Source organism: Marinomonas sp. IMCC 4694 (genome assembly GCF_008122525.1).
Classification (GTDB): domain Bacteria; phylum Pseudomonadota; class Gammaproteobacteria; order Pseudomonadales; family Marinomonadaceae; genus Marinomonas.
The window spans coordinates 2,073,333-2,095,691 of the sequence record NZ_VSRV01000001.1 but is presented as its reverse complement, the minus strand read 5'-3'; the positions used below and the strand labels follow the sequence as shown (position 1 = coordinate 2,095,691).

Annotated in this window: 17 protein-coding genes; 11 read left to right on the top strand and 6 right to left on the bottom strand. The window is 45.7% G+C overall.

Annotation, left to right across the window (positions count from 1 at the left end; translation table 11 throughout):
- Nucleotides 1–29: 29 nt before the first annotated feature.
- From odhB to sucD, 4 genes are all read left to right on the top strand, one after another.
- On the top strand, nt 30–1,553 hold the full coding sequence (gene odhB / locus FXV75_RS09530) for a 2-oxoglutarate dehydrogenase complex dihydrolipoyllysine-residue succinyltransferase (protein WP_148832874.1): 1,524 nt from the start codon (nt 30–32) through the stop codon (nt 1,551–1,553).
- Between the two features lie 86 nt (nt 1,554–1,639).
- Nucleotides 1,640–3,079 (top strand): dihydrolipoyl dehydrogenase, encoded by a 1,440-nt coding sequence (gene lpdA, locus FXV75_RS09525; RefSeq protein ID WP_148832872.1) that lies wholly within the window; start codon nt 1,640–1,642, stop codon nt 3,077–3,079.
- A gap of 88 nt (nt 3,080–3,167) precedes the next feature.
- Nucleotides 3,168–4,334: an ADP-forming succinate--CoA ligase subunit beta gene (sucC, locus tag FXV75_RS09520; RefSeq protein ID WP_148832870.1), complete on the top strand. Its 1,167-nt coding sequence runs from the start codon at nt 3,168–3,170 to the stop codon at nt 4,332–4,334.
- A 2-nt stretch (nt 4,335–4,336) separates the two neighbouring features.
- Nucleotides 4,337–5,209, top strand: coding sequence for a succinate--CoA ligase subunit alpha (gene sucD, locus FXV75_RS09515; RefSeq protein ID WP_148832868.1), 873 nt, complete (start codon nt 4,337–4,339; stop codon nt 5,207–5,209).
- Between the two features lie 77 nt (nt 5,210–5,286).
- On the opposite strand, the gene FXV75_RS09510 is transcribed toward sucD, so the two are convergent.
- Entirely contained in the window at nt 5,287–5,715 is a 429-nt protein-coding gene (locus FXV75_RS09510; protein WP_148832866.1) for a nucleoside-diphosphate sugar epimerase/dehydratase, read from the bottom strand.
- A gap of 396 nt (nt 5,716–6,111) precedes the next feature.
- Between FXV75_RS09510 and FXV75_RS09505 the strand changes: the two genes are divergently transcribed.
- The 6 genes from FXV75_RS09505 to dld all read left to right on the top strand — a co-directional run bounded on the left by FXV75_RS09505 (nt 6,112) and on the right by dld (nt 14,299).
- Complete coding sequence (locus tag FXV75_RS09505) at nt 6,112–7,365, top strand: sarcosine oxidase subunit beta family protein (protein WP_148832864.1); 1,254 nt, start codon at nt 6,112–6,114, stop codon at nt 7,363–7,365.
- 30 nt (nt 7,366–7,395) lie between these two features.
- Entirely contained in the window at nt 7,396–7,689 is a 294-nt protein-coding gene (locus FXV75_RS09500; protein WP_148832862.1) for a sarcosine oxidase subunit delta, read from the top strand.
- 11 nt (nt 7,690–7,700) lie between these two features.
- The gene (locus FXV75_RS09495) at nt 7,701–10,733 is read left to right on the top strand and encodes a sarcosine oxidase subunit alpha (protein ID WP_148832860.1); all 3,033 of its coding nucleotides are present in this window, start codon (nt 7,701–7,703) and stop codon (nt 10,731–10,733) included.
- Complete coding sequence (locus FXV75_RS09490; RefSeq protein ID WP_148832857.1) at nt 10,726–11,406, top strand: sarcosine oxidase subunit gamma; 681 nt, start codon at nt 10,726–10,728, stop codon at nt 11,404–11,406. The genes FXV75_RS09495 and FXV75_RS09490 overlap by 8 nt, the downstream gene beginning before the upstream one ends.
- A gap of 107 nt (nt 11,407–11,513) precedes the next feature.
- Nucleotides 11,514–12,380 carry a formyltetrahydrofolate deformylase gene (gene purU / locus FXV75_RS09485; protein ID WP_148832855.1) on the top strand — a complete coding sequence of 289 codons (867 nt, stop codon included), beginning with the start codon at nt 11,514–11,516 and terminating at the stop codon, nt 12,378–12,380.
- A gap of 182 nt (nt 12,381–12,562) precedes the next feature.
- Nucleotides 12,563–14,299 carry a D-lactate dehydrogenase gene (gene dld / locus FXV75_RS09480; protein ID WP_148832854.1) on the top strand — a complete coding sequence of 579 codons (1,737 nt, stop codon included), beginning with the start codon at nt 12,563–12,565 and terminating at the stop codon, nt 14,297–14,299.
- Nucleotides 14,300–14,433: 134 nt separating this feature from the next.
- On the opposite strand, the gene FXV75_RS09475 is transcribed toward dld, so the two are convergent.
- The 5 genes from FXV75_RS09475 to FXV75_RS09455 all read right to left on the bottom strand — a co-directional run bounded on the left by FXV75_RS09475 (nt 14,434) and on the right by FXV75_RS09455 (nt 21,202).
- On the bottom strand, nt 14,434–17,325 hold the full coding sequence (locus FXV75_RS09475; protein ID WP_148832851.1) for a ligand-binding sensor domain-containing diguanylate cyclase: 2,892 nt from the start codon (nt 17,323–17,325) through the stop codon (nt 14,434–14,436).
- A gap of 302 nt (nt 17,326–17,627) precedes the next feature.
- Nucleotides 17,628–19,181, bottom strand: coding sequence for a methyl-accepting chemotaxis protein (locus tag FXV75_RS09470; protein WP_148832849.1), 1,554 nt, complete (start codon nt 19,179–19,181; stop codon nt 17,628–17,630).
- 445 nt (nt 19,182–19,626) lie between these two features.
- The gene (locus FXV75_RS09465; protein ID WP_148832847.1) at nt 19,627–20,253 is read right to left on the bottom strand and encodes an OmpA family protein; all 627 of its coding nucleotides are present in this window, start codon (nt 20,251–20,253) and stop codon (nt 19,627–19,629) included.
- 116 nt (nt 20,254–20,369) lie between these two features.
- Complete coding sequence (locus FXV75_RS09460; protein ID WP_148832845.1) at nt 20,370–20,792, bottom strand: VOC family protein; 423 nt, start codon at nt 20,790–20,792, stop codon at nt 20,370–20,372.
- A gap of 92 nt (nt 20,793–20,884) precedes the next feature.
- Nucleotides 20,885–21,202 carry a hypothetical protein gene (locus tag FXV75_RS09455; RefSeq protein ID WP_148832842.1) on the bottom strand — a complete coding sequence of 106 codons (318 nt, stop codon included), beginning with the start codon at nt 21,200–21,202 and terminating at the stop codon, nt 20,885–20,887.
- Between the two features lie 86 nt (nt 21,203–21,288).
- Here FXV75_RS09455 and FXV75_RS09450 point away from each other — a divergent pair, with 86 nt between their 5' ends.
- Entirely contained in the window at nt 21,289–22,317 is a 1,029-nt protein-coding gene (locus FXV75_RS09450; protein ID WP_148832840.1) for a nucleoid-associated protein, read from the top strand.
- Nucleotides 22,318–22,359 lie beyond the last annotated feature (42 nt).

Below are 22,359 nucleotides of genomic sequence, written 5' to 3'. Positions count from 1 at the left end.
ATAGCCTGTCAAAGAGATAAGGGTATAAAATGAGCATTGAAATTAAAGCACCTACTTTTCCAGAATCTGTAGCAGACGGCACCGTCGCTACTTGGTATAAGCAGCCAGGCGAAGCCTGTGCGCGTGATGAACACATTGTGGACATTGAAACTGACAAAGTTGTTTTGGAAGTGGTTGCGCCAGCCGATGGCGTTTTAAAAGACATTTTGAAAGCAGAAGGCGATGTTGTACTAAGCGATGAAGTGTTGGGTATTTTTGAGGCTGGAGTTGCGTCATCTACTGCTGAGAAAGCGGCGCAGCCAGCGGCGGCACCCGCAACGGCAACAGAGTCTGTTCAAATCAAAACGCCTTCGTTTCCTGAATCGGTTGCAGACGGTACCGTGGCCACTTGGTATAAGCAGCCCGGTGAGGCTTGTTCGCGTGATGAGCACATAGTAGACATCGAAACGGATAAAGTCGTACTAGAAGTGGTTGCGCCTGCTGACGGCGTAATTGGTGATATTCTGAAAAACGAAGGCGACACCGTATTGAGTGATGAAGTGCTTGGAAGTTTCTTAGTGGGCGCTACCGGTGCCTCTGTTGTCCCAGTTACATCCGCCGCTGAAGCGGCAGCATCGGAGCCAGATGAAGACGGTGTTGCAGGCCCTGCCGCACGTAAAGCCTTATCTGAAGCGGGTTTTACGAGTGCGCAAGTAAAAGGTACTGGTAAGGGTGGACGTATCACTAAAGAAGACGTTGATGCAGCGGTGAAGGCTAAAGCGTCCGCTCCTGCTGTTTCACCAGCAAAAGCGGCTCCAGCAGTTAAAGCGGCTGCAGCAGCACCAATTTCTACAGCGTTGGGTGCTGAAGGTCGCATTGAGAAGCGTGTTCCAATGACGCGTCTTCGCGCGACGATTGCAAAGCGTTTGGTTGACGCGCAGCAGACAGCCGCGTTATTGACCACCTACAATGAAGTGAACATGGGTCCAATCATGGAGCTTCGTAAAAAGTACAAAGATGAGTTTATCAAAGCTCATAACGGTACAAAGCTTGGTTTTATGTCTTTCTTTGTGAAAGCAGCGACTGAAGCACTCAAACGCTTCCCAGCAGTAAACGCTTCAATCGATGGTAATGACATGGTTTACCATGGATACCAAGATATTGGTGTGGCCGTTTCAACGGATCGCGGTTTGATGGTTCCTGTTCTTCGTAATACAGAAGCCATGGGGCTTGCGGGTATAGAGTCAGCTATCATGGATTTTGCGCTTCGTGGCCGTGATGGCAAGCTGGGTATGGATGACATGCAAGGTGGAACCTTTACGATTACGAATGGTGGAACGTTTGGCTCTTTGCTATCGACCCCCATTATCAATCCACCGCAGACGGCTATTTTGGGTATGCACAAAATCCAAGAGCGCCCAATGGCGGTAAACGGTCAGGTTGTGATTCAGCCAATGATGTATCTAGCATTGTCTTATGATCACCGTATGATTGACGGTAAAGAGGCCGTACAATTCTTGGTAACGATTAAAGATCTGCTAGAAGATCCTGCACGCCTTTTACTTGAAATTTAAGCGTCTGTATCATCTTTTTGTATGAATTGAATGCTGAGCGGTAATGAAAATACACCGCTTAGTTTGACTAAAAAATGGGATATGTTATGTCTGATAAATTTGATGTTGTTGTTATTGGTGGCGGCCCTGGTGGGTACGTTGCAGCCATTCGAGCGGCTCAGCTGGGTCTGAAAACAGCGTGTATCGAAAAATGGTTAGACAAAGAGAATAAGTCTCGTCTAGGTGGAACTTGCCTAAACGTTGGCTGTATTCCTTCTAAAGCGCTATTAGATTCGTCACAAAAATACCATGATGCAAAAGAATCCTACGGTATTCACGGAATCAGTGTGGGTGATGTATCTATGGATGTTGATGCGATGGTAAATCGCAAAGACAAAATCGTAGACCAATTAACCAGCGGTATTACTGGGCTTTTCAAAGCAAATGGTGTAACCAGCTTCGAAGGTTTTGGTAAAGTTCTGGCAAACAAAAAAGTAGAATTCACCGCTCATGACGGTACTGTTACTGTCATTGAAACTGACAATGTGATTTTAGCCACAGGTTCTATTCCCGTTAATATTCCACCTGCTCCGCGCACTGGCGATATTATTGTAGACAACCAAGGTGCTCTTGATTTCCGCGCTATTCCAAAACGTCTAGGCGTTATTGGTGCGGGTGTTATTGGTTTGGAGTTGGGTTCAGTTTGGGCCCGTCTTGGTTCAGAAGTGGTTGTACTGGAAGCTCAGGACTCGTTTTTAAGTCTTTGTGACCAAGATTTAGCCAAAGAAGCAGCTAAGATCTTCAAGAAACAACACCTTGATATTCGTCTGGGCGCTCGCGTTACTGGCAGCCAAATTAATGGCGAAGAAGTTGAAGTGACTTATCTCGACGCCAAGGGTGAAGAGAAAAAGCAAACGTTCGATAAGTTGATCGTGGCGGTTGGCCGTAAACCATTCACAGAGGGTTGTTTCTCGGAAGACTCTGGCGTGAAACTTGACGAACGTGGTTTTGTATTTGTTGATGAGCAGTGCCGCACCTCTGTCCCTGGCGTATTCGCTGTTGGTGATATCGTTCGCGGCCCAATGTTGGCGCATAAGGCATCAGAAGAGGGCGTCATGGTGGCTGACATCATTGCGGGTCACAAAGCGCAAATGAATTACGACTGCATTCCTTCTGTTATTTACACTCACCCAGAACTTGCTTGGGTTGGTAAAAATGAGCAAGAGCTAAAAGCAGAAGGTGTTAAGTTTAAAGTGGGTAAATTCCCCTTTGCAGCGTCAGGCCGTGCAATGGCGGCTAACGACACTGATGGTTTCGTTAAAATGATTGCTTGTGAAGAAACTGACCGTATTCTCGGCTGCCATATTATTGGTGGTCACGCGGCGGATTTGATCGCTCAAGCAGTGATTGCAATGGAATTCGGTTCTACTGCAGAAGATATTGCTTTGACTGTTTTTGCTCACCCAACAGTGAGTGAAGCGGTACACGAAGCAGCGCTGGCGGTAGACAATCATGCGATTCACATCGCAAACCGTAAAAAGCGTTAATAAAAATTAGATTTGCCGACGAGAGTCGGCAATGTCTGCCTTAACGGGCAGAGCTTATGTCAATCATTCAGATGAGCGGAAGAATCAAATGAACTTACATGAATATCAGGCTAAACAGCTTTTTGCTGAATACGGCCTGCCAGTATCTACAGGGTACGCAGTAGACACGCCTGAAGCGGCAGTAGAAGCAGCGAAAAAAATCGGTGGTGATAAGTGGGTTGTTAAAGCTCAGGTTCACGCTGGTGGTCGCGGTAAAGCCGGCGGTGTTAAACTTGTTGATTCTTATGAAGAAGTTGCAGCATTTACACAAAACTGGATCGGTAAAAACCTAGTTACTTATCAAACAGACGCGAAAGGTCAGCCAGTTACTAAGATTCTTGTAGAGTCTTGCACTGACATCGCCAATGAATTGTACCTTGGTGCGGTTGTGGACCGTTCAACACGTCGTGTTGTGTTCATGGCCTCTACAGAAGGTGGTGTTGAGATTGAAAAAGTTGCTGAGGAAACTCCTGAGCTGATACACAAAGCGATCATCGATCCTTTGGTCGGTGCTCAGCCTTACCAAGCACGTGAATTAGCCTTTAAATTGGGCCTAAACCCAACTCAAATTAAGCAATTCACCAAAGTATTTCTTGGTTTATCTCAAATGTTCCATGACTACGATTTCGCTTTGCTTGAAATCAACCCTCTTGTCATCACAGAGGAAGGTAACCTTCATTGTCTCGATGGCAAAATCGGTATCGACAGCAACGCTGTTTACCGTCAGAAGAAGATGCAAGAGTTCCACGATCCGTCTCAAGAAGATGAGCGTGAAGCACATGCAGCACAGTGGGAGCTTAACTACGTCGCACTAGACGGAAACGTTGGCTGTATGGTTAACGGTGCTGGCCTGGCAATGGGTACAATGGACATCGTTAACCTTCACGGTGGCAAGCCTGCAAACTTCCTAGATGTGGGTGGCGGCGCGACGAAAGAGCGCGTTGCTGAAGCGTTTAAAATCATCCTTTCTGACAGCAATGTAAAAGCAGTATTGGTTAACATCTTTGGTGGCATCGTTCGTTGCGATATGATTGCTGAAGGGATTATCGGTGCGGTTGAACAAGTAGGCGTAAATGTGCCTGTTGTTGTTCGTCTTGAAGGTACAAATGCTGAGCTAGGTCGTGAAGTACTTGCGAATTCTGGCCTAGATATTATTGCTGCAGTAAGTTTAAAAGACGCCGCTGAGCAAGTAGTTAAAGCTGCGGAGGGCAAATAATAATGTCTATTTTAATCAATAAAGATACGAAAGTTATCTGTCAGGGTTTTACTGGTGGACAAGGCACGTTCCATTCTGAGCAAGCGATTGCTTATGGAACGAAAATGGTCGGTGGAGTTACGCCGGGGAAAGGTGGTCAAACTCACCTAGGACTACCTGTGTTTAACACAGTGAAAGAAGCTGTAGAGCAAACAGGCGCAGAAGCGTCGGTTATTTATGTTCCAGCGCCTTTCGTCAAAGACTCTATCCTAGAAGCGGCGAATGCAGGTATCAAACTTATCGTTTGTATCACAGAGGGCGTTCCGACTCTTGATATGCTTGATTGTAAAGTGGCGTGTGATGCTTTAGATGTTCGTCTAATCGGCCCTAACTGCCCAGGTGTAATCACACCAGGCGAATGTAAGATCGGTATCATGCCTGGTCACATTCACTTGCCAGGTAAAGTAGGTATCGTATCTCGTTCTGGTACGTTGACTTATGAAGCGGTTAAGCAAACAACTGACGCCGGTTTTGGTCAGTCTACCTGTGTTGGCATTGGTGGTGACCCAATTCCTGGTACTAACTTCATCGACGTATTGGAAATGTTCCAAAACGACCCACAGACGGAAGCGATTGTAATGATCGGTGAAATCGGTGGTACAGCGGAAGAAGAAGCGGCTGCTTACATCAAAGCAAACGTAACTAAGCCTGTTGTGTCTTACATCGCTGGTGTTACGGCACCTGCTGGTAAGCGTATGGGTCACGCTGGCGCAATCATCTCTGGTGGTAAAGGTACAGCGGATGAGAAATTTGCAGCGTTACAAGACGCGGGTGTGAAAACCGTTCGTTCTCTTGCTGATATCGGTGTCGCATTGAAAGAAATCACTGGCTGGTAAGCGAGTCATTTTTTAAGCAATACTGATTATTAAAATCCCTGCATTGGCAGGGATTTTTTTTGGTAAGAATAAATGATTCATGGCACTAACTGGGTCTTCGTTTCCAAAGCATCATAGATCGCTTGTCGCATCGTCACAGTGTCTTGGTGTTGATCTAGGGTGATTAAGTCTACTTTCGTGTTTAAAACATCTTCCCAAATATTGTCTGCGATACGGAGTGATTCACCTTGAATCTGTATGATGGCAGCGACCTTTCGCTTACGCACAAGGGCTGATATTTCACTAGGAGAAAATACCGTAGTACCTTGAATCTGAGTACGGTTATTCCACGGCTCGTCGTCAATAAAGGCGACGATCTGAATGACTTGCTTTGCCCGAGCATTATTTTCTAATAATGACGTTGCCAGTGAATAACACCCATAATCAATACCAATAAAAATAACATTCTTCGGTGGTGGCTTGCGCACAAAGAATGTTCCTAAAGTACGAGACAGTGCATGAATCATTCGTTACAAAGCCTTTATTCATTGTGTTTTCAATGTTAGTGCAAAAGCCATAAGGCCTTGCACTGCCTAGCCCAATGTAGCTCAGCCACATATAGCTCAGCCACGAATAATTTAACAGATAACCTCTGCGCCATCTAATAAAGCGATGATAATTCTTATCATGGTTAGTATTCATTGGCTTTTCTAAAAACGTCTTTTTGTCTCTGTCGCAAATTGTCATACGCTGGACGCTTCCAAGCATAGGGAATGATTTTTTTCTCTCTATTATCACTGTAACGAACTTTCTAAAGCGTCCCCGGTGAACTCAGTATTTTGTGTGTATCGGAAAGGCGCGATATTTTTAACCACACCACAATAATCGATAGAGTCGATTGTTCATTTAAGGGAGCTGATCTGATGCAGCATTATTCAGGCTTTGGGTTGTTAAAGCACAGTTTTAGCCATCATGAAAATTGGCAGCGGGTGTGGCGTAATCCAACCCCCAAAAAGAAATACGATGTGATTATTGTGGGTGGCGGTGGCCATGGCTTGGCGACGGCGTATTACTTAGCGAAAGAGTTTGGTGTGACGAACGTGGCTGTCATCGAGAAAGGCTTTTTAGGTGGCGGTAATACCGCTCGAAATACAACGATTGTACGCTCAAATTACTTATGGGATGAAGCCGCGCACCTTTACGAACATTCGATGAAACTGTGGGAAGGCTTGTCGCAAGATCTAAACTACAATGTGATGTTCTCTCAGCGCGGTTGTTTGAATCTTGGTCATACGCTGCAAGACATGCGTGACATTGAACGTCGGGTGAACGCCAATCGTTTAAACGGCATTGATGGCGAAGTATTAGATGCTCAACAAATTAAAGAGATTGTACCGGTTTTGGATTGTTCGGATGGCGCTCGTTACCCTGTATTGGGGGCATCTTGGCAGCCTCGGGCCGGAGTAGCACGACATGACGCGGTCGCTTGGGGTTTTGCCCGTGGTGCTGATACTCATGGGGTGGATCTTATACAGCAAACCGAAGTGCAAGATTTGATTATCGAAGATGGCACTGTTGTTGGTGTTCGTACGGCGCAATACGGCGATATTAGAGCCGATCGTGTAGGCTGCGTCGTGGCGGGTAATTCCAGCGTTTTGGCGAAAATGGGCGGTTTTGAATTGCCATTAGAGTCGCATCCTCTGCAAGCTCTGGTATCCGAGCCGATCAAGCCGATTTTGGACACCGTGGTGATGTCCAACCATGTGCATGGTTACGCCAGCCAGTCCGATAAAGGCGATTTGGTCATCGGTGCAGGAATTGATGGTTACAACGGTTACGGTCAGCGGGGCTCTTACGCGACGATTGAACACACGATTCAAGCGATTTTAGAAATGTTCCCTGTGTTCAGTCGAGTGCGCATGAATCGTCAGTGGGGCGGCATTGTCGATACCTGCCCCGATGCGTGTCCGCTGATTACCGAAACGCCAGTAAAGAACTTGTTTTTCAACTGCGGCTGGGGAACGGGCGGTTTTAAAGCCACGCCGGGATCGGGTCATGTATTTGCGGCGTCATTAGCAAAAGGCGAAATGCACCCATTAGCCAAGCCTTTTTCTATGTTTCGATTTCATAACGGTGCGCTGGTGGATGAACACGGCGCAGCGGGTGTTGCGCATTAATTAGGGCAAAGCCGACTTAGGAGAAATACCATGTTTTATATTTATTGCCCACATTGTTGCGAACACCGTGAGGAAGAAGAGTTTCATGCGGCCGGTCAGGCACACATTGCGCGCCCATTGGATCCCGATGCGTGCACTGACAAAGAGTGGGGCGAATACATGTATTTCCGCAAGAACCCACGCGGTATCCATCATGAACTTTGGGTGCATTCGGCAGGTTGTCGTAAGTTTTTTAACATCACACGCGACACACAAACCTACGAAATCAAAGAAGTCTACAAGGTGGGCGAAAAGCCATCTATTGTGGCTAACGACCTACACTAAGGAGCGATACAATGACACAAGATTTGAAACAGCAGTCTAATCGCCTTTCTACTGGTGGCCGAATAGATCGCTCTAAAACGCTGACATTTACTTATAACGGCAAGCAGTACAACGGCTTTGCAGGTGACACTTTAGCGTCTGCTTTGTTAGCGAACGGTATTGATATTGTTGGTCGAAGTTTTAAGTACAGTCGCCCGCGCGGTATTGTCGCCGCAGGGGCAGAAGAGCCTAACGCTATTATGCAAATTGGCGCAACGCAAGCGACGCAAGTTCCTAACGTACGTGCGACGCAACAATCGCTTTATGACGGATTAGTAGCGGGTACTACAAACGGTTGGCCGAGCGTTGAAACGGACTTGATGGAGTACGTAGGTAAAATCGGTGGCAAAATGATGCCACCGGGTTTTTACTACAAAACATTTATGTTCCCTCAATCCTTTTGGCAAACGTATGAATCCTATATTCGTAAAGCAGCGGGTCTGGGTCGTGCGCCCAAAGAAAATGACCCAGACCAATATGATAAGGTGAATCAACACTGTGATGTCATGATTGTGGGAGCTGGACCTGCGGGTTTAGCGTCTGCATTAGTCGCCGCCCGATCTGGCGCTCGCGTTATTATTGCTGATGAGCAGAATGAGTTTGGTGGGAGTTTACTGAGCAGCACGGAAGGGCTGAACGGCAAACCGGCTGTCGAATGGGTCGCTGAAGTTGTAAAAGAGCTGGCAACATTCAAAGACGTTATGATGCTGCCTCACTCTCAGGTGAATGGCTATCATGATCATAATTTTCTAACCATACAGCAGCATCTAACGAACCATTTACTGGATCGTGCCCCCCATGGTCAAGTCGCTCAGCGTTTACACAGAGTGCGGGCAAAATGGGTGATTTTGGCAACAGGTGCTCACGAACGTCCTTTGGTGTATGGCAACAACGATGTACCAGGTTGTATGGTGGCGAACGCTGTGTCGACTTACATTAATCGTTATGGTGTCACGCCAGGCAATGATTTGGTGTTGATGACGTCGAACGACAACGCGTATCGCACGGCGCTCGATTGGCACGATGCCGGCCGTAACGTGGTGGCGGTTGTCGATTCTCGTAAGAACCCACAAGGTACATTTGTTGATGCCGCTCGTGAACGTGGCATTAGCATTTTGGTTGGCTCTGGTGTGATTGAGGCGCATGGCAGTAAGCGCGTTACTGGCGTATCCATTGCGCCACTGAATGAGACAGGCGATAAGATTATCGGCGCCGTTGTGAAAATAAAAGCTGACACCGTCGCCACGTCTGGCGGTTGGAGTCCTGTGATTCATTTGTCTTGTCATACTGGTGCTCGTCCCGTTTGGAATGACGCTATTGTTGGTTTTACGCCGGGCGCTACGGTGCAAAAACAGCTCACAGCGGGCGCGATTAACGGCCAATATACAACCGCAATGGCACTTTCTGAAGGCATGAATGCGGCGCGAGATGCTCTCTCGGCGTTGGGGTTATCCGTCTCAGAAATCACCCTACCTGAAGCGGAAATGATCGAGGAAGGTGCCGCCATGGCGTTGTTCCACATCCCACACACCAAAACCACATCCCAGGCACCAAAACAGTTTGTTGATTATCAGAATGATGTGACCGCAGCTGGTATTGAGTTGGCATGTCGTGAGGGTTTTGAATCGATTGAACACGTGAAACGTTATACCGCGATGGGGTTTGGCACAGATCAAGGTAAGCTAGGTAATATCAATGGTATGGCGATCGCCGCGAAGATATTGAATCAAACCATTCCCAAAACCGGCACAACGATTTTTCGACCAAACTATACACCCGTGACGTTTGGCGCCATTGCAGGGCGTGACTGTGGTGCTTTATTTGATCCAGAGCGTTACACTGCGATGCATTCTTGGCATCTGGAGCGTGGTGCAAAATTTGAAGATGTGGGCTTGTGGAAGCGCCCTTGGTATTACCCGCAAGGCAATGAGACCATGCAAGAAAGTCTCAATCGTGAATGTGTAGCGACGCGAGAATCTGTTGGTATTTTGGATGCCTCTACCTTAGGTAAAATCGATATTCAAGGCAAAGACGCGCGTGAATTCCTTGGTCGTGTCTACAGCAACGCGTGGGCAAAACTGGCGGTCGGAAAATGTCGCTATGGCTTGATGTGTGGTGAAGACGGCATGGTGTTCGACGATGGTGTAACGTCTTGTTTGGCGGAGAATCATTTCTTAATGACCACTACAACGGGTGGCGCGGCACGTGTTTTGGAATGGTTAGAGCTTTATCACCAAACCGAGTGGCCAGAGCTAGAAGTGTATTTCACTTCGGTGACAGATCACTGGTCAACCATGACGATTTCTGGCCCTAATAGCCGTAAATTACTTGAAAAACTCACCGATTATGATGTGTCTAAAGGCAACATGGCGTTTATGGATTGGAAGCCAATGACCGTAGCCGGCGTGCCAGCGCGGGTGTTCCGTATCTCCTTTACGGGTGAGTTATCTTTTGAGATTAACGTGCAGGCAAACTACGGTATGCACGTTTGGAAGGCCCTGTTCGAGGAAGGCGCTGAATTCAATTTAACGCCTTATGGCACGGAAACCATGCACATCCTTCGAGCTGAAAAAGGCTTTATTATTGCGGGTCAAGACACAGACGGTTCCGTACATCCGTTCGATCTAGGCATGTCATGGGCGGTGTCTATGCAGAAGCCATTTAGCTTTATTGGCAAGCGTGGCATGCAGCGCGAAGATTGCGTTCGTACTGATCGTAAGCAATTAGTTGGGCTGAAGACCCTAGATCCAAACGTGGTATTGCCTGAAGGTGCGCAAGGGGTGCTGGATCCGAAAGCGCCTATTCCGATGCCAATGGTCGGGCATGTGACGTCCAGTTACTGGAGTGCGAATCTGCAGCGCTCTGTTGCGATGGGGTTTGTAAAAGGTGGCTTAGACAAAATGGGCGAAAGCATTTTTTACCCACTCGCCGATGGTCGTGTGATCGAAGCTGAAATTTGTAGCCCTGTGTTTTTAGACCCAAAAGGGGAGCGTCAACATGTCTGATAGTACCTTTGAAACACCATTAGAAAAATTGATCACCGCACAAAGACCACCTCTTTCAGCGTTAGACGTGGTCGGAGAAAGTCCGTTGCATCATGCCGATTTGGCTGGTGTTGCGGCGAAAGGACCACAAGCAGGAGGCGTTCATTTCTACGAGCAGGCGCTGTTGGGTTTGTTAACATTACGTTGCGCACCGTCGTTGGTTCAGCAACATGAGATTGCGACGATTTTGGGTGTGGCTTTGCCAATGTCTCCCTTGACATCTACTGACAATGACGATTCAGCGTTTGGTACATTGTCTGTTCGTTGGGTTGGTCCAGATGAATGGCTGATCAGTGTGCCGGGTGACAGTGCGTTTGAGTTGGAAACACACTTTTTCGAGTCGCTTAGTGGGCATTTTTCTTTAGTGAATATCAGTGGTGGTACGACGGTTTTTAATGTATCCGGTGATCATATTGTTGATATGCTCAAAAAATCGGTACCGGTTGATTTACACATCACTGTTTTTCCTGTCGAAAAAGTAGTATCAACTCTTTTTGCGAAAAGTGGCGTGGTAATGCGTCGTTTAGGTGAGACGCATTTTGAGCTGATAGTGCGTCGCAGTTTTGCTGATTACCTTTGGTTGTGGATTCAAGACGCCAGTCGTGAGTTTGGTTTGGTTGTAAAATCCGCCTAGTCGACTTGTTTCATCCTGTTGGTGGATCTTCTCCTATACCCTGATTGATCTAATGTAAAGAGTATCGAATCAGGGTGTCATCAGCCCAGACATAAAGAGAACATTGTATGAAAACAAAAATCGCACCTTGGATTTTTACGGCTCGTTGTCCGAGCATTATTGGCACAGTGGATGTAGTCACACGTTACATGGCCGAGGCGGGCAATTACATCGATGAAATTCATTCCTTTGACGACAGAGAGTCGGGATTATTTTTTATTCGTATTGAGTTTTTGCCACAAAGTGTCAACTTCAGTGAAGCCCACTTTGCCGATACGTTTTCCGAACGTGCTATGGCGTTTTCAATGGAGTGGCAATTAACGGCGCCAGATCACAAGCCTAAAGTGGCGATCATGGTGTCAAAATATGATCATTGCTTGAATGATTTGCTGTATCGCTTTAGAACAGGTCAATTGAATATTGATGTGACGGTAATTATTTCGAATCATCCAGATTTAGAAGATTTGGCCAAATGGCACGGTCTTCCTTATTACTATTTGCCTATTACCGCCGACACTAAGCTAGAACAGGAAGCAAAAGTGCGTGAATTGATAGAACAATACGATACCGAACTGGTTGTGTTAGCTCGCTACATGCAGGTGCTTTCTCCCGGTATGTGTGAGTACCTAGATGGTCGTGCCATTAACATTCATCACTCTTTACTACCAGGCTTTAAGGGTGCTCGTCCCTATCACCAAGCGTGGGAAAAAGGCGTGAAAATGGTCGGTGCGACGGCGCATTATGTAAATAATGATCTTGATGAAGGCCCGATTATCTCGCAGGGTATTCAGGTGGTTAATCACGCCCATTATGCGGAAGATTTGATCGCTAAGGGCCAAGATATTGAACGCGTGACCTTATTCAATGCGGTTAAATGTCATGTAGAGAAACGCGTGTTTTTGAATGGTAAACGTACAGTAGTGTTCGGCGGATAAACCGCTCTGATGAGTTGGCTATCTGTCAGCAAAAAGCCGTTCGGGGGAGCGGCTTTTTGCTTTTTTTTGCATAAGCTTTGCTTATGAATATGATTCGTTATTGTGTGGTCAGAGTGTTTTTTATAGCTTGTTAGGTTTATTATACAAACCTCTTTTATCGACACCTTGCGAAGTATTTTAGTATGACGGACACCAGTTTCAGCCTAAACTTGGCCACTGAATTAAGTGCCATTGTAGGAAGTCAGCACACATTAACCGATGAAGATAAAACTAAACCCTACAGTCAAGGTTTTCGTCTTGGTGGCGGCAAAGCGTATGCGGTTGTGCGCCCTGGAGGTTTGGTTGAAATATGGCGGTGTTTACAAGCGTGTGTAAAAGCCGATGTAATCGTGATCATGCAAGCGGCCAATACTGGATTAACGGGAGGGTCAACGCCATATGGTGGCGGATATGACCGACCCATCGTGATCATCAGTACGATGCGCATTGATGACATACAGTTGCTTGATCAAGGCAAGCAAATCATCGGTTTTGCGGGCAGTACCTTATTCGGCTTAGAAGATACCTTAAAACCTTATGGACGGGAGCCTCACTCAGTGATTGGCTCTTCCTGTATTGGTGCGTCTATTGTGGGCGGCGTATGCAATAACTCCGGTGGTGCCTTGGTTCAGCGCGGGCCAGCTTATACTGAAATGTCTTTGTTTGCTCAAGTAACGCAAGAGGGTGAGTTGCAGCTAGTCAATAACCTAGGCATTGAATTGGGTTCTGATCCTGAAGCGATTCTTATAAACTTACAAAACAAAACATATCAAGAAAAAGATGTTCAATTCCCTAAAAAACGTGGTTCCGACAATGAATACCATGAGCGTATTCGAGATGTTGATGCCGATACGCCTTCGCGTTTTAACAATGATCCGCGTCGTTTGTACGAAGCCTCTGGGTGTGCGGGTAAACTGGCGGTGTTTGCGGTACGAATTGATACTTTTCCCATTCCTGAAAAACATCAGGTATTTTACATTGGTACAAACGATCCTGCTGTGATGGAGCAAATGCGCCGAGATATGCTGTCAACGTTTACCAATTTGCCGGTCTCTGGCGAATACATGCACAGCAGCAGTTATGACATCAGTAAAAAATACGGCAAAGACAGTTTTTTAGTCATCGACAAACTCGGAACTAAGTACATTCCAAAAATGTTTGCATTGAAACGTACGGTAGACCGCTGGGCTGGAAAATTAAAGTTTATGCCCAATAAATTTTCCGACATTATGATGCAGTATGCGAGTCAACTTTTTCCCAATCACTTACCTAAACGCATGGAAGATTTTCGTGAAAAGTACGAGCATCATTGGATTGTAGAAACCAGTAATGCAGGTGTAGACGAAGCGCAGGCTTATTTAGAGCACTTCTTCAAAGACAAACAAGGTGGCTATTTTGCTTGCACAGAGCGCGAAGCCGATCAGGCCATTTTACATCGTTTTGTGACGGGTGGGGCATTGACTCGTTATCATATAATGAACGGCAAGGGCTTGGGATCTATCATGACCATTGATGTGGCGTTTCCTCGAAATGAGCGAGATTGGTTTGAAGTACTGCCTCAAGAAACCAACGATAAGATTGCGGTCAAAATGTACTACGGCCACTTCTTTTGTCATGTGATGCACCAAAATTACATTATGAAGAAAGGGGTAGATGGTAAAGCGGTGAAAAAGCAAATTTTAGCCAGTTATGATCTACGCGGCGCGGAGTACCCAGCGGAGCATAACGTTGGCCATGAGTATGTTGCAAAGTCAGCATTGCGCGAGTTTTATCAAAAAACCGACCCAACTAATACGTTCAATTCAGGCATTGGTGGCACGACAAAGCTCAAATATTGGCAAGAAGCGAGTGATTCGCACCACGACTGCGGATGTCAGTAAATAGGGCGAACGCATAGGATGCAGCACGTGAAACAATAGCCAAGGCTTAAGTCTCGGTTATTGTTCGTAAGTATTGCATTAATGCCAAGTGTTTGTTGATTGAACGTCGTTATGTTAGTTTGGCTTGTTAAGTGTTAAGGCTGCCAAATTTCTACTCGATTACGACCTCTGTCTTTGGCTTGATACAGCGCTTGGTCTGCGAGCTTTAATAGATCTTCATAGTGATCAACTTGATTGACTAGGGCAACACCCATGCTGACAGTCAGCGATAGCTTGGCCGCTACGCAAGCGTAGTCGATGTTTTCGATGTCTTGTCGTACTGTGTCGCAATACGCAGCGATTGAGTGATTTTCGACCCCTTCTACAATTAAGGTGAACTCTTCACCTCCCCATCGGGCCACGTGTATTGTATCACCGGCAAGGCGTTTCAGCTGAGCGGAAAGTGCTTGTATTGCCTTATCGCCAATAAGGTGAGAGTAGGTATCGTTGATGTGTTTAAAATGGTCAATATCGATAATAACCAGTGCCAATGGGGTGTTATTTTCTTTGGCTTTCAAGAATTTTTTACTCAGCAATTTATCAAAAGCCCGACGATTGGGCAGTTTCGTTAAATCGTCTTCATTGGCTTGGTGCTTAAAGTCTTCTGATTGCTGGCGTAGCGCATGGGTTTGCTGCTCCACAAGCGCCGTTAAATGCAGTTCACTCATTCTCAAGCGACGTAAACGCCAGCGTAACAAGCTAATGATCAGAGAAATAAACAAGATGCCAAGCGCCATCTGAGCGTCTAATCGTTGCCAAAAATAAGGCAGTATGCGAAAGTTGTAGGTTTGTATGGCATTATTCCAGTCGCTGTATGGATACCGAGCACTGACTAAAAACTCATAATCACCTGGTGGTAAATTGGTGTATTCCGCCAAGGTGTTTTTGTCTCTTAATGCCCAACTATTTTCGAACCCCACTAGGCGAGTTCGATATTCAATGCGCGAAGACAGGACATAGCCTAAACCGGCATAATCAAACGTGATTCGGTTTGTACCGGCAGGTAATACGGTATTTTTTTGTAGGGATAGATGTTGTCCATCGGCAATAACGGATTCAATCACAACAGGCAGTTGCACGGCATTTTTTTGAGAAAGCCCAGAGCCATCAATAGTAGAAACACCCTTTGCGGTCGCAAACCACAGTTGGCCGGTTTCCATCGCGACAGCCGCAGGGTTTGATCCACCGTTGGCTTGAGCACTCGCCATACCATCTTGTTCTGCAAAGTGTTCAAACGCTATATTAATAAGACGACCATCTGCGACCGCGTGGGCTTGCTGGTAATCAATTCGCCAAATACCACGGTTACTTGTGAGCCATAAACCATGATTGCCGTCATGAACGACCTGAAAGAGTTTGTCTATAGGCAACCCAGCGCGACGACCAATGACGCTGAGATGGCCATCTATTTGGCGATAGCGTATTAGCCCACGATCCGTTGCAATCCATACAAAGTCGGGTTCTACCCAAAAGCCGAACGCATAGCCCGCACCTTCTTGGGTGGCAATAGGAATAGGATCAAAGCCCTTTTCGGTTAACTTAGCAACCCCAACGCCTGTTCCAACCCAGATATGTCCTTGATCATCTTCCGTTAACGCCATGATGTAATTGTCTGGCAAGCCTTGCTCACGCTTAAAGATTTGTTTTTCACCCCGTTGGTTTTGTTTCACTAGCCCATTCGTGGTGCCAATCCACAGGTTTCCGAGACGGTCTTCGAGTATGGCTCTGACCTCATCGCTTGGTAAGCCACTGATCTGGTTTAGATAGGGCGTTAACGCATTGTTTTCCCATATCATTAAACCATTCAAAGAGGTACCGACCCAGACGCCACCCGCCTGTCGTTTGGCAAAGCTCAGAACGGACATGGTAGCCACGCTACTGCCTAATGCATTGCGAACACGGCCTTTTCCAAGCAGGCTCAAACCTTCGCTGGAACCAGCTAATATTGAATGCTCATCAACTGCGATGACACTACGTACATAATTTCCTATTAGTCCTCGTTCTTTAGTAAAGGTGGTAAACGGGGCTTTACGCAGACGCATTAAACCACCGTTTGTTCCAATCCAAATGCTGCCTTCTAAATCTTGTAGCATGGATATTACTCGATTATTAGGTAGACCTAACTGAGTATTTAACGCTTCTATTTTGGCGTTGTTGAGCCGTAAAACGCCCTTGTTGATGGTGCCGAGCCAAAGATTACCTTCATTATCTTCCATTAACGATGAAATCGCTTCGTCCTTCAGGCTGGGGTGCAGCAAAGTGATGTGATCGCCTTCAAGCGCATAAGCTCCTTTATTTGTGGCGATTAATAAGCGTTTGTCTTGCGTTTCCAATACTGCATTAACATGCTGATTTGGTAAACCATGTTGGCTTAATTGCTCTCGTTTGTCTTGGCTGTTGAGCTGAAATAAACCCTTTTCTGTGGCGGCCCATATTCTTTCTTGGCTGTCTTCAAGGAGACGATACGCGCTGAGGTTTTGTAGCGGCCATGTTTCTTTTTGGTCCTCACCTGTTGCGGTTGCACCAGGACGATATAAAACGCCCAAGCCTTCAATGGCCAACCAAAGGTTGTTCGCTTTGTCTTTAAGAACATGGTTTACCATGCTTTGTGCAACAGGCTGAGGTTGCCATTCGTCGTTTAGTCGATAAGTTACGCCGCCCCTTGCACCCGCAATCCATAATCCATTGTCGTTGTCGGTAACTAGGGCGCGAGTGCCAGAATCGATCATACCGGTATCAGAAGAGCGTTCAAAAAAAAGAAACTCACGACCATTATAGCGTGCCACACCTTCCCAGGTGGCAAACCACAAATACCCATCGGTGGTTTGCGCGATGGCATTAATGCTGTTGTGAGGAAGGCCGTCTTGGGTCGACCAAGCATCGGTGAAATAATCCGCCATTGGCGTGTTGGCATGGGCGAGAGGAAAACAAGCCCAAAGAATGACACCGAACCACTTTACGAATATTTTTGTCTTACTGACAAGCATTTCTTCTCTCTTAATACACTTTCAATGAGTTGCAATCAATTTGATCACAATAATAGCGTATTTGAGGAGACTTTCGCAGCACTTCTGTGTGTTAAGGAAAAAGTGGCTATATATTTAAATGATGTGCTTGAGGTGTGTATTAATTCAGTTGTTATTCCCGTGCATGACTGTAACCACCTTGCCAGCAGAAGGGATTCTGCTGAATAAATATATCAAATGAAGAGGCGGTTTCTGTAACAATCGCTGCGTCTGGTGAATAAATCATCAGTATGACCAGACGAAGCTTGTCGATATTGAAACCGCTAGCGTTTAAATCGCACGACAAGCTCGTGCAGTTCATCGGATATTTTCTTTAAATAATGTATCGTTTCAGCGAGTTTTGAGGAGCTCTGGGTACTGGTATCTGCCAAAGACGAAATGGTCGCGATTTGCTTTTTAATGTCCTCAGCCACATACGACTGTTCTTCTACTGCCGTGGCCATCTGAGTTGACATAGAGGCTATTTTGTTCACTGATTCAGAAATGCCAGACAGCATCTTACTGCTCTGAATGACTTGAGATAAACCCTCTTCTGCGTCGTGTGTCCCCGTTTCCGCGATGTCAACGGCTTGGTTTGCGCGTTCGGTTAACTCACTAACAATCACGTATATCTCTTTTGTTGATTCTTGGGTTCGGTGCGCTAAGCTTCTCACTTCGTCCGCCACAACGGCAAAGCCACGACCTTGTTCGCCAGCTCTTGCTGCCTCAATGGCCGCATTAAGCGCGAGTAGATTGGTTTGATCTGCAATCTGCTCAATCATTTGGGCAGCTTGAGCAATTTTTGCGGTTTGATCAGAAACGCCGTGCACCGAACTACCGATTTTTTGGACGGTGTCTTTTAATTTTTTAATCGCCTTGTGGGTGTCCTTGGCCACACTAGCGCCATCCATTGAGAGCTGGTTAGCCGTATCTGCACTGTGGGCGGTGTCGCCAACATGTTTGGATACCTCTGAAATCGCCATGGTCATTTCGCCGATGGCCTTGGCAACTTGAAGGGTTTCTGCTTGCTGGCTTTCAATGGCTTGTTTTGTCAAATTAGTCAGTTCGGCGCTGTTGTCAGACTCAGTTGCAACCAGAAAAGCGGCATTTTCAATTTGAGTTATGACGGTGTTTAAGTGCGCAATCTGGCTCAGTATGGCGACTTTGACCGTACCAACGGTTTCAGAATCATCGGTATATGTTTTAACCGCTAGCGGATGCGAAAACGAATGACTAAGAATGGTAGTGAGGGAAGATATCGTCTTTCTTGTTGTCGTAGAGGACCAGAATGCGTAGCTAAGAGTTGACAGCAGAAGAGCCGCTTGAGACGAGTGTTCATAACCAAATGCGAACAACCCTGCGCAGGTCGCTATAGCTATTATTAAAGCCAAATTTTGGACCGAAATCGGCAGCGCGCCCCTAATGGGGTGACCGGCATTGATTTGCTTATAGAGTTTGTCGGCGCGTTCCACGTCTTTACGGTTAGGGCATGAACGAACAGACTCGTAGCCTATAATCTTCCCTTCTTTCGTTACTGGCGTAACGTAAGCATCTACCCAATAAAAATCGCCATTTTTACAGCGATTTTTAACCATTCCCATCCAAGGTTTGCCCGCATTTAAGTGCTGCCACATTACTTTAAAAGCTTCTGCTGGCATCTCTGGGTGTCTCACGATATTGTGATGCTCCCCCACCAGCTCACTCTTATCAAACCCACTGATGTCAATAAACGCCTCATTGCAACTAACAATCCTGCCGTCTTTATCAGTTACTGATATAAGCTTTACTGAATGGGAGAATGTTTTTTCTGTTTTGGTAATCGGTGAGTTGTTGCGCATCGACGTTTCCTTTATCTATGTATGCGTGGCTTCGCTACTTACAAATATAGACTATGAATGAGACTATAACTATATATTAGGCAATACTAACATTAATTTGACTTATTATTGATAGTAATTGTGTGTTTTTGTATCGTTTCTGTAAGGCTAAATTGTTAGCTAAAACAGAAAGATAGCGTTTATGATTCGCTTTTAAGTGAAGGGGGAAAATATTTTTTCTTTTTGTTTAAATGGTCTTTTTTCAAAAAATAATGCAACTTTGTTGGTGTTTCAGTCGTGTTATTTTTCGTTTATTGGCAGCATCAAAACAAAGCAGGAAGCCCTGTGTTTGGTCTTCCTGTCAATGAGCGGTTCATTTCGTCTGTCCGGCTCTTATAAGCTGGGTGAACGTTAAGTTCACATAGAAGGAATAAAAACCGTTTGTCGTAACATTAAATGGGTTTTATTATCGATTGTTTAAGGCCGTGCTTGAGTTTTGGTCAACACTGTAGATGGTCCAGCGCTCGTTAGACAGCTGCTGTTTGGCGAATACTTCCGCAACCACGCGACGGTTTTGCTTGCGTCCAGCGTCGGTAGTGTTATCGGCAATAGGACGTGTTTCCCCATAGCCAACCCCTTTAACGCGGTTTGGTAGGATTCTAAAACTGTCCACTAGAACATCGGCAATGGCTGTGGCACGTTTTTGCGAGAGTTCACGGTTAAGGTCTGCTGAACCATCACTGTCAGTATGGCCTTCAATCACCACTGTGCTGGATGGGTTGTTTCTAAGAAAAGTAGCCAACTCTTTAAGCTCACTATAAAATCGAGGATTGATATCGGCTTTACCTGAATCAAAAAGAATGTTCAGTTCTATTGTCAACAGCTTTGTCGTCTGACTAGGGCAGCCATAATTATCGATAGCGGAGTTGACTGGGGTGTCAGGGCAAAGGTCTCGTGCATCGATAACACCATCTTTATCAGTGTCTGAAAGTCGAGACTGTATGTTTGCAGCGTATAAGCTCTCTGCAGCATGCAACTGACTAGACGCGATTAACATCGCAACTAAACTGATGATTTTTATGGATGTCTTCATAATATGAGACCTTTTTTATGACTATCGATAATTTAGCTTAAGAAATAAACGTAAATATAGCTATCGGCTTTTTGTATCTTTGTTTAATTATGCCACACTTTTGTAAATTAATGTAACTACCAGGTCCCCGAGCTTTGCATAGACGCCCATGGTTCGGCGATTTCAAGCGATTCCTCTTTCTGTAGAAGCTCTATTGATACACCATTTGGGTCCTTAATAAAGGCCATATGTCCATCGCGTGGTGGTCGTAAAATGGTCACTCCCAGGGATTGCAGTGTTTCGCATACTTGGTAGATATCGTCTACTTCAAAGGCTAAGTGACCAAACTGGTCTCCACTAGTGTAAGTGCGATCACTCCAGTTATGAGTTAATTCAACTTCTGGCGCGCCTTGTTCTGTGGCGTAATAAATCAGTGAAAATTGGCCCTTCTCGCTGTCGATGCGTCTCGTTTGAATCAGGCCTAAACCTTTTGTATAAAAAGCGTGGCTCTCATCTGGCTTATCTGTTCTTATCATGGCGTGTAGGTATCGAATTGACATGATTGCTCCTTAATATATGGTGACTAAATGGCCATTATTACTGTATCGGCAGAGAATCTTAAATCGTTAAAAGAAAAACGCTTTAACTCTTCTCATTCCTCCCATACCCAGCGAAGAGGCTCTCCAAAATCGTCATAAATGACTTTTTTCTTTGCTCGCTTTTTAACCGTAGTTTGAGGTGCCATCCTATTTTGTTTGCGCTGTTGAATAGCCGCAACGACGTGATTTAAAGGCGTACGATCTTGTTTTGGTTCATTAAAGCCTATGTGGCTCGTGTTATACTTGCCATCAACTAAACCGGACTCCCCCATATTCACTTGCTGGATGGTTCCGTTTTTCTTGATAAATTGATCTACCAGAGATTCAAGCTCGTTTCTTGTGTCTCTTTTGCTGGTTTTTGGTTTTATCATAGTGTGGTTGTTTGGCAAGATCCTGTCGTGAATGAATGGGTTAAAAAATAACCGTAATTTTCCATATTAAACGTAAGAGGTAGCTGGTGTCTATTAGCAACTTAATTGTACATGAGATTCAAAAACACGAGGGTGAACGTAAAGCCATATTGATCGCGCGACCAAATGAAAACCCTGTCGATGGTCAGGCGGAGGCTTTGTCGGCTCAGGTGACGAACTTGTTTAATCGTTCGGGTATGAATACAGGCCGTTTTGTTAACCCTCAAGGCAGCGAGGAGGGAGCGCAATTACCAAGCCTATTATTTAAGCACTTTAAAAATGATGGCTTTGTAAATTTTGCGGAATTTACCAAACAGTGTGCAGCGGAATATCTAAAATATGTAGAGCCGGTAGAAGCGGTAGAAGGTGGTTTGCTGTGGTTTAACCATTATGAACTTAATGATACGCATTTTTTATACATTGTTATGTTGAAGCGAAAAAAAGGGATTGGTCTTGGTAGCGATTTAAGTCTGTCGCAAATCGATCAAATTGAGACGGAAAAGTTACACATGTCATTGCGCATCAATTTAACGGCGTGGCAGTCCGGTGATGATGGGCGTTATATCGCGTTTCGTTTTGGTCGAGCACCAAAGTTTGAAAGTGAATATTTTACCCAGTTTATTGGCTGTGACGAGCCTAAAGTCGCTGCCAAGGAGACGAAAAAACTCGTCGATTTAACGTCGGCTTTTTGTGTATCAGAAGGGCTTCCGACTAGGCAAGCTAATGAGTTTAAAAAAGTGGTGGCAGAGCACTGTCAGGCAAAAGCGCAAGACCGCGAGCCACTTGCTATAAAAGACATTGCCTCTCAGGTTGAGTCTCGATTTTCTACTGAGCAGGCGAATAAGTTTTTAGACATCGCGGGCTCAGACAGTTTTAACATGGAGAAAGAGATTTTCGTCGAAAAAGCCGCGCTGAAAAAACTGACACGCTTATCGGGGAGTTCTCGTGCTTTGACATTAAGCTTTGATAGTGATTTGCTTGGTGAATCTGTAATGTTTGACGCTGACACCGGTACGCTTACCATTAAAAACTTACCGAGAAGCTTGCTAAAACAATTAGAATTAATGTCGGTTTAGGTCTTAGTTAAGCGGCTTAGCTCGCTCTTTAAAGAACGAGCC

What these genes read in the sequence shown, in the direction of transcription:
- FXV75_RS09510 (WP_148832866.1), bottom strand. Translation starts at nt 5,715, where the DNA reads ATGATTCATGCACTGTCTCGTACTTTAGGAACATTCTTTGTGCGCAAG.
- FXV75_RS09475 (WP_148832851.1), bottom strand. Translation starts at nt 17,325, where the DNA reads ATGCTTGTCAGTAAGACAAAAATATTCGTAAAGTGGTTCGGTGTCATT.
- FXV75_RS09490 (WP_148832857.1), top strand. Translation starts at nt 10,726, where the DNA reads ATGTCTGATAGTACCTTTGAAACACCATTAGAAAAATTGATCACCGCA.
- FXV75_RS09505 (WP_148832864.1), top strand. Translation starts at nt 6,112, where the DNA reads ATGCAGCATTATTCAGGCTTTGGGTTGTTAAAGCACAGTTTTAGCCAT.
- sucC (WP_148832870.1), top strand. Translation starts at nt 3,168, where the DNA reads ATGAACTTACATGAATATCAGGCTAAACAGCTTTTTGCTGAATACGGC.
- sucD (WP_148832868.1), top strand. Translation starts at nt 4,337, where the DNA reads ATGTCTATTTTAATCAATAAAGATACGAAAGTTATCTGTCAGGGTTTT.
- FXV75_RS09460 (WP_148832845.1), bottom strand. Translation starts at nt 20,792, where the DNA reads ATGTCAATTCGATACCTACACGCCATGATAAGAACAGATAAGCCAGAT.
- odhB (WP_148832874.1), top strand. Translation starts at nt 30, where the DNA reads ATGAGCATTGAAATTAAAGCACCTACTTTTCCAGAATCTGTAGCAGAC.
- lpdA (WP_148832872.1), top strand. Translation starts at nt 1,640, where the DNA reads ATGTCTGATAAATTTGATGTTGTTGTTATTGGTGGCGGCCCTGGTGGG.
- purU (WP_148832855.1), top strand. Translation starts at nt 11,514, where the DNA reads ATGAAAACAAAAATCGCACCTTGGATTTTTACGGCTCGTTGTCCGAGC.
- FXV75_RS09500 (WP_148832862.1), top strand. Translation starts at nt 7,396, where the DNA reads ATGTTTTATATTTATTGCCCACATTGTTGCGAACACCGTGAGGAAGAA.
- FXV75_RS09465 (WP_148832847.1), bottom strand. Translation starts at nt 20,253, where the DNA reads ATGAAGACATCCATAAAAATCATCAGTTTAGTTGCGATGTTAATCGCG.
- FXV75_RS09455 (WP_148832842.1), bottom strand. Translation starts at nt 21,202, where the DNA reads ATGATAAAACCAAAAACCAGCAAAAGAGACACAAGAAACGAGCTTGAA.
- FXV75_RS09470 (WP_148832849.1), bottom strand. Translation starts at nt 19,181, where the DNA reads ATGCGCAACAACTCACCGATTACCAAAACAGAAAAAACATTCTCCCAT.
- dld (WP_148832854.1), top strand. Translation starts at nt 12,563, where the DNA reads ATGACGGACACCAGTTTCAGCCTAAACTTGGCCACTGAATTAAGTGCC.
- FXV75_RS09495 (WP_148832860.1), top strand. Translation starts at nt 7,701, where the DNA reads ATGACACAAGATTTGAAACAGCAGTCTAATCGCCTTTCTACTGGTGGC.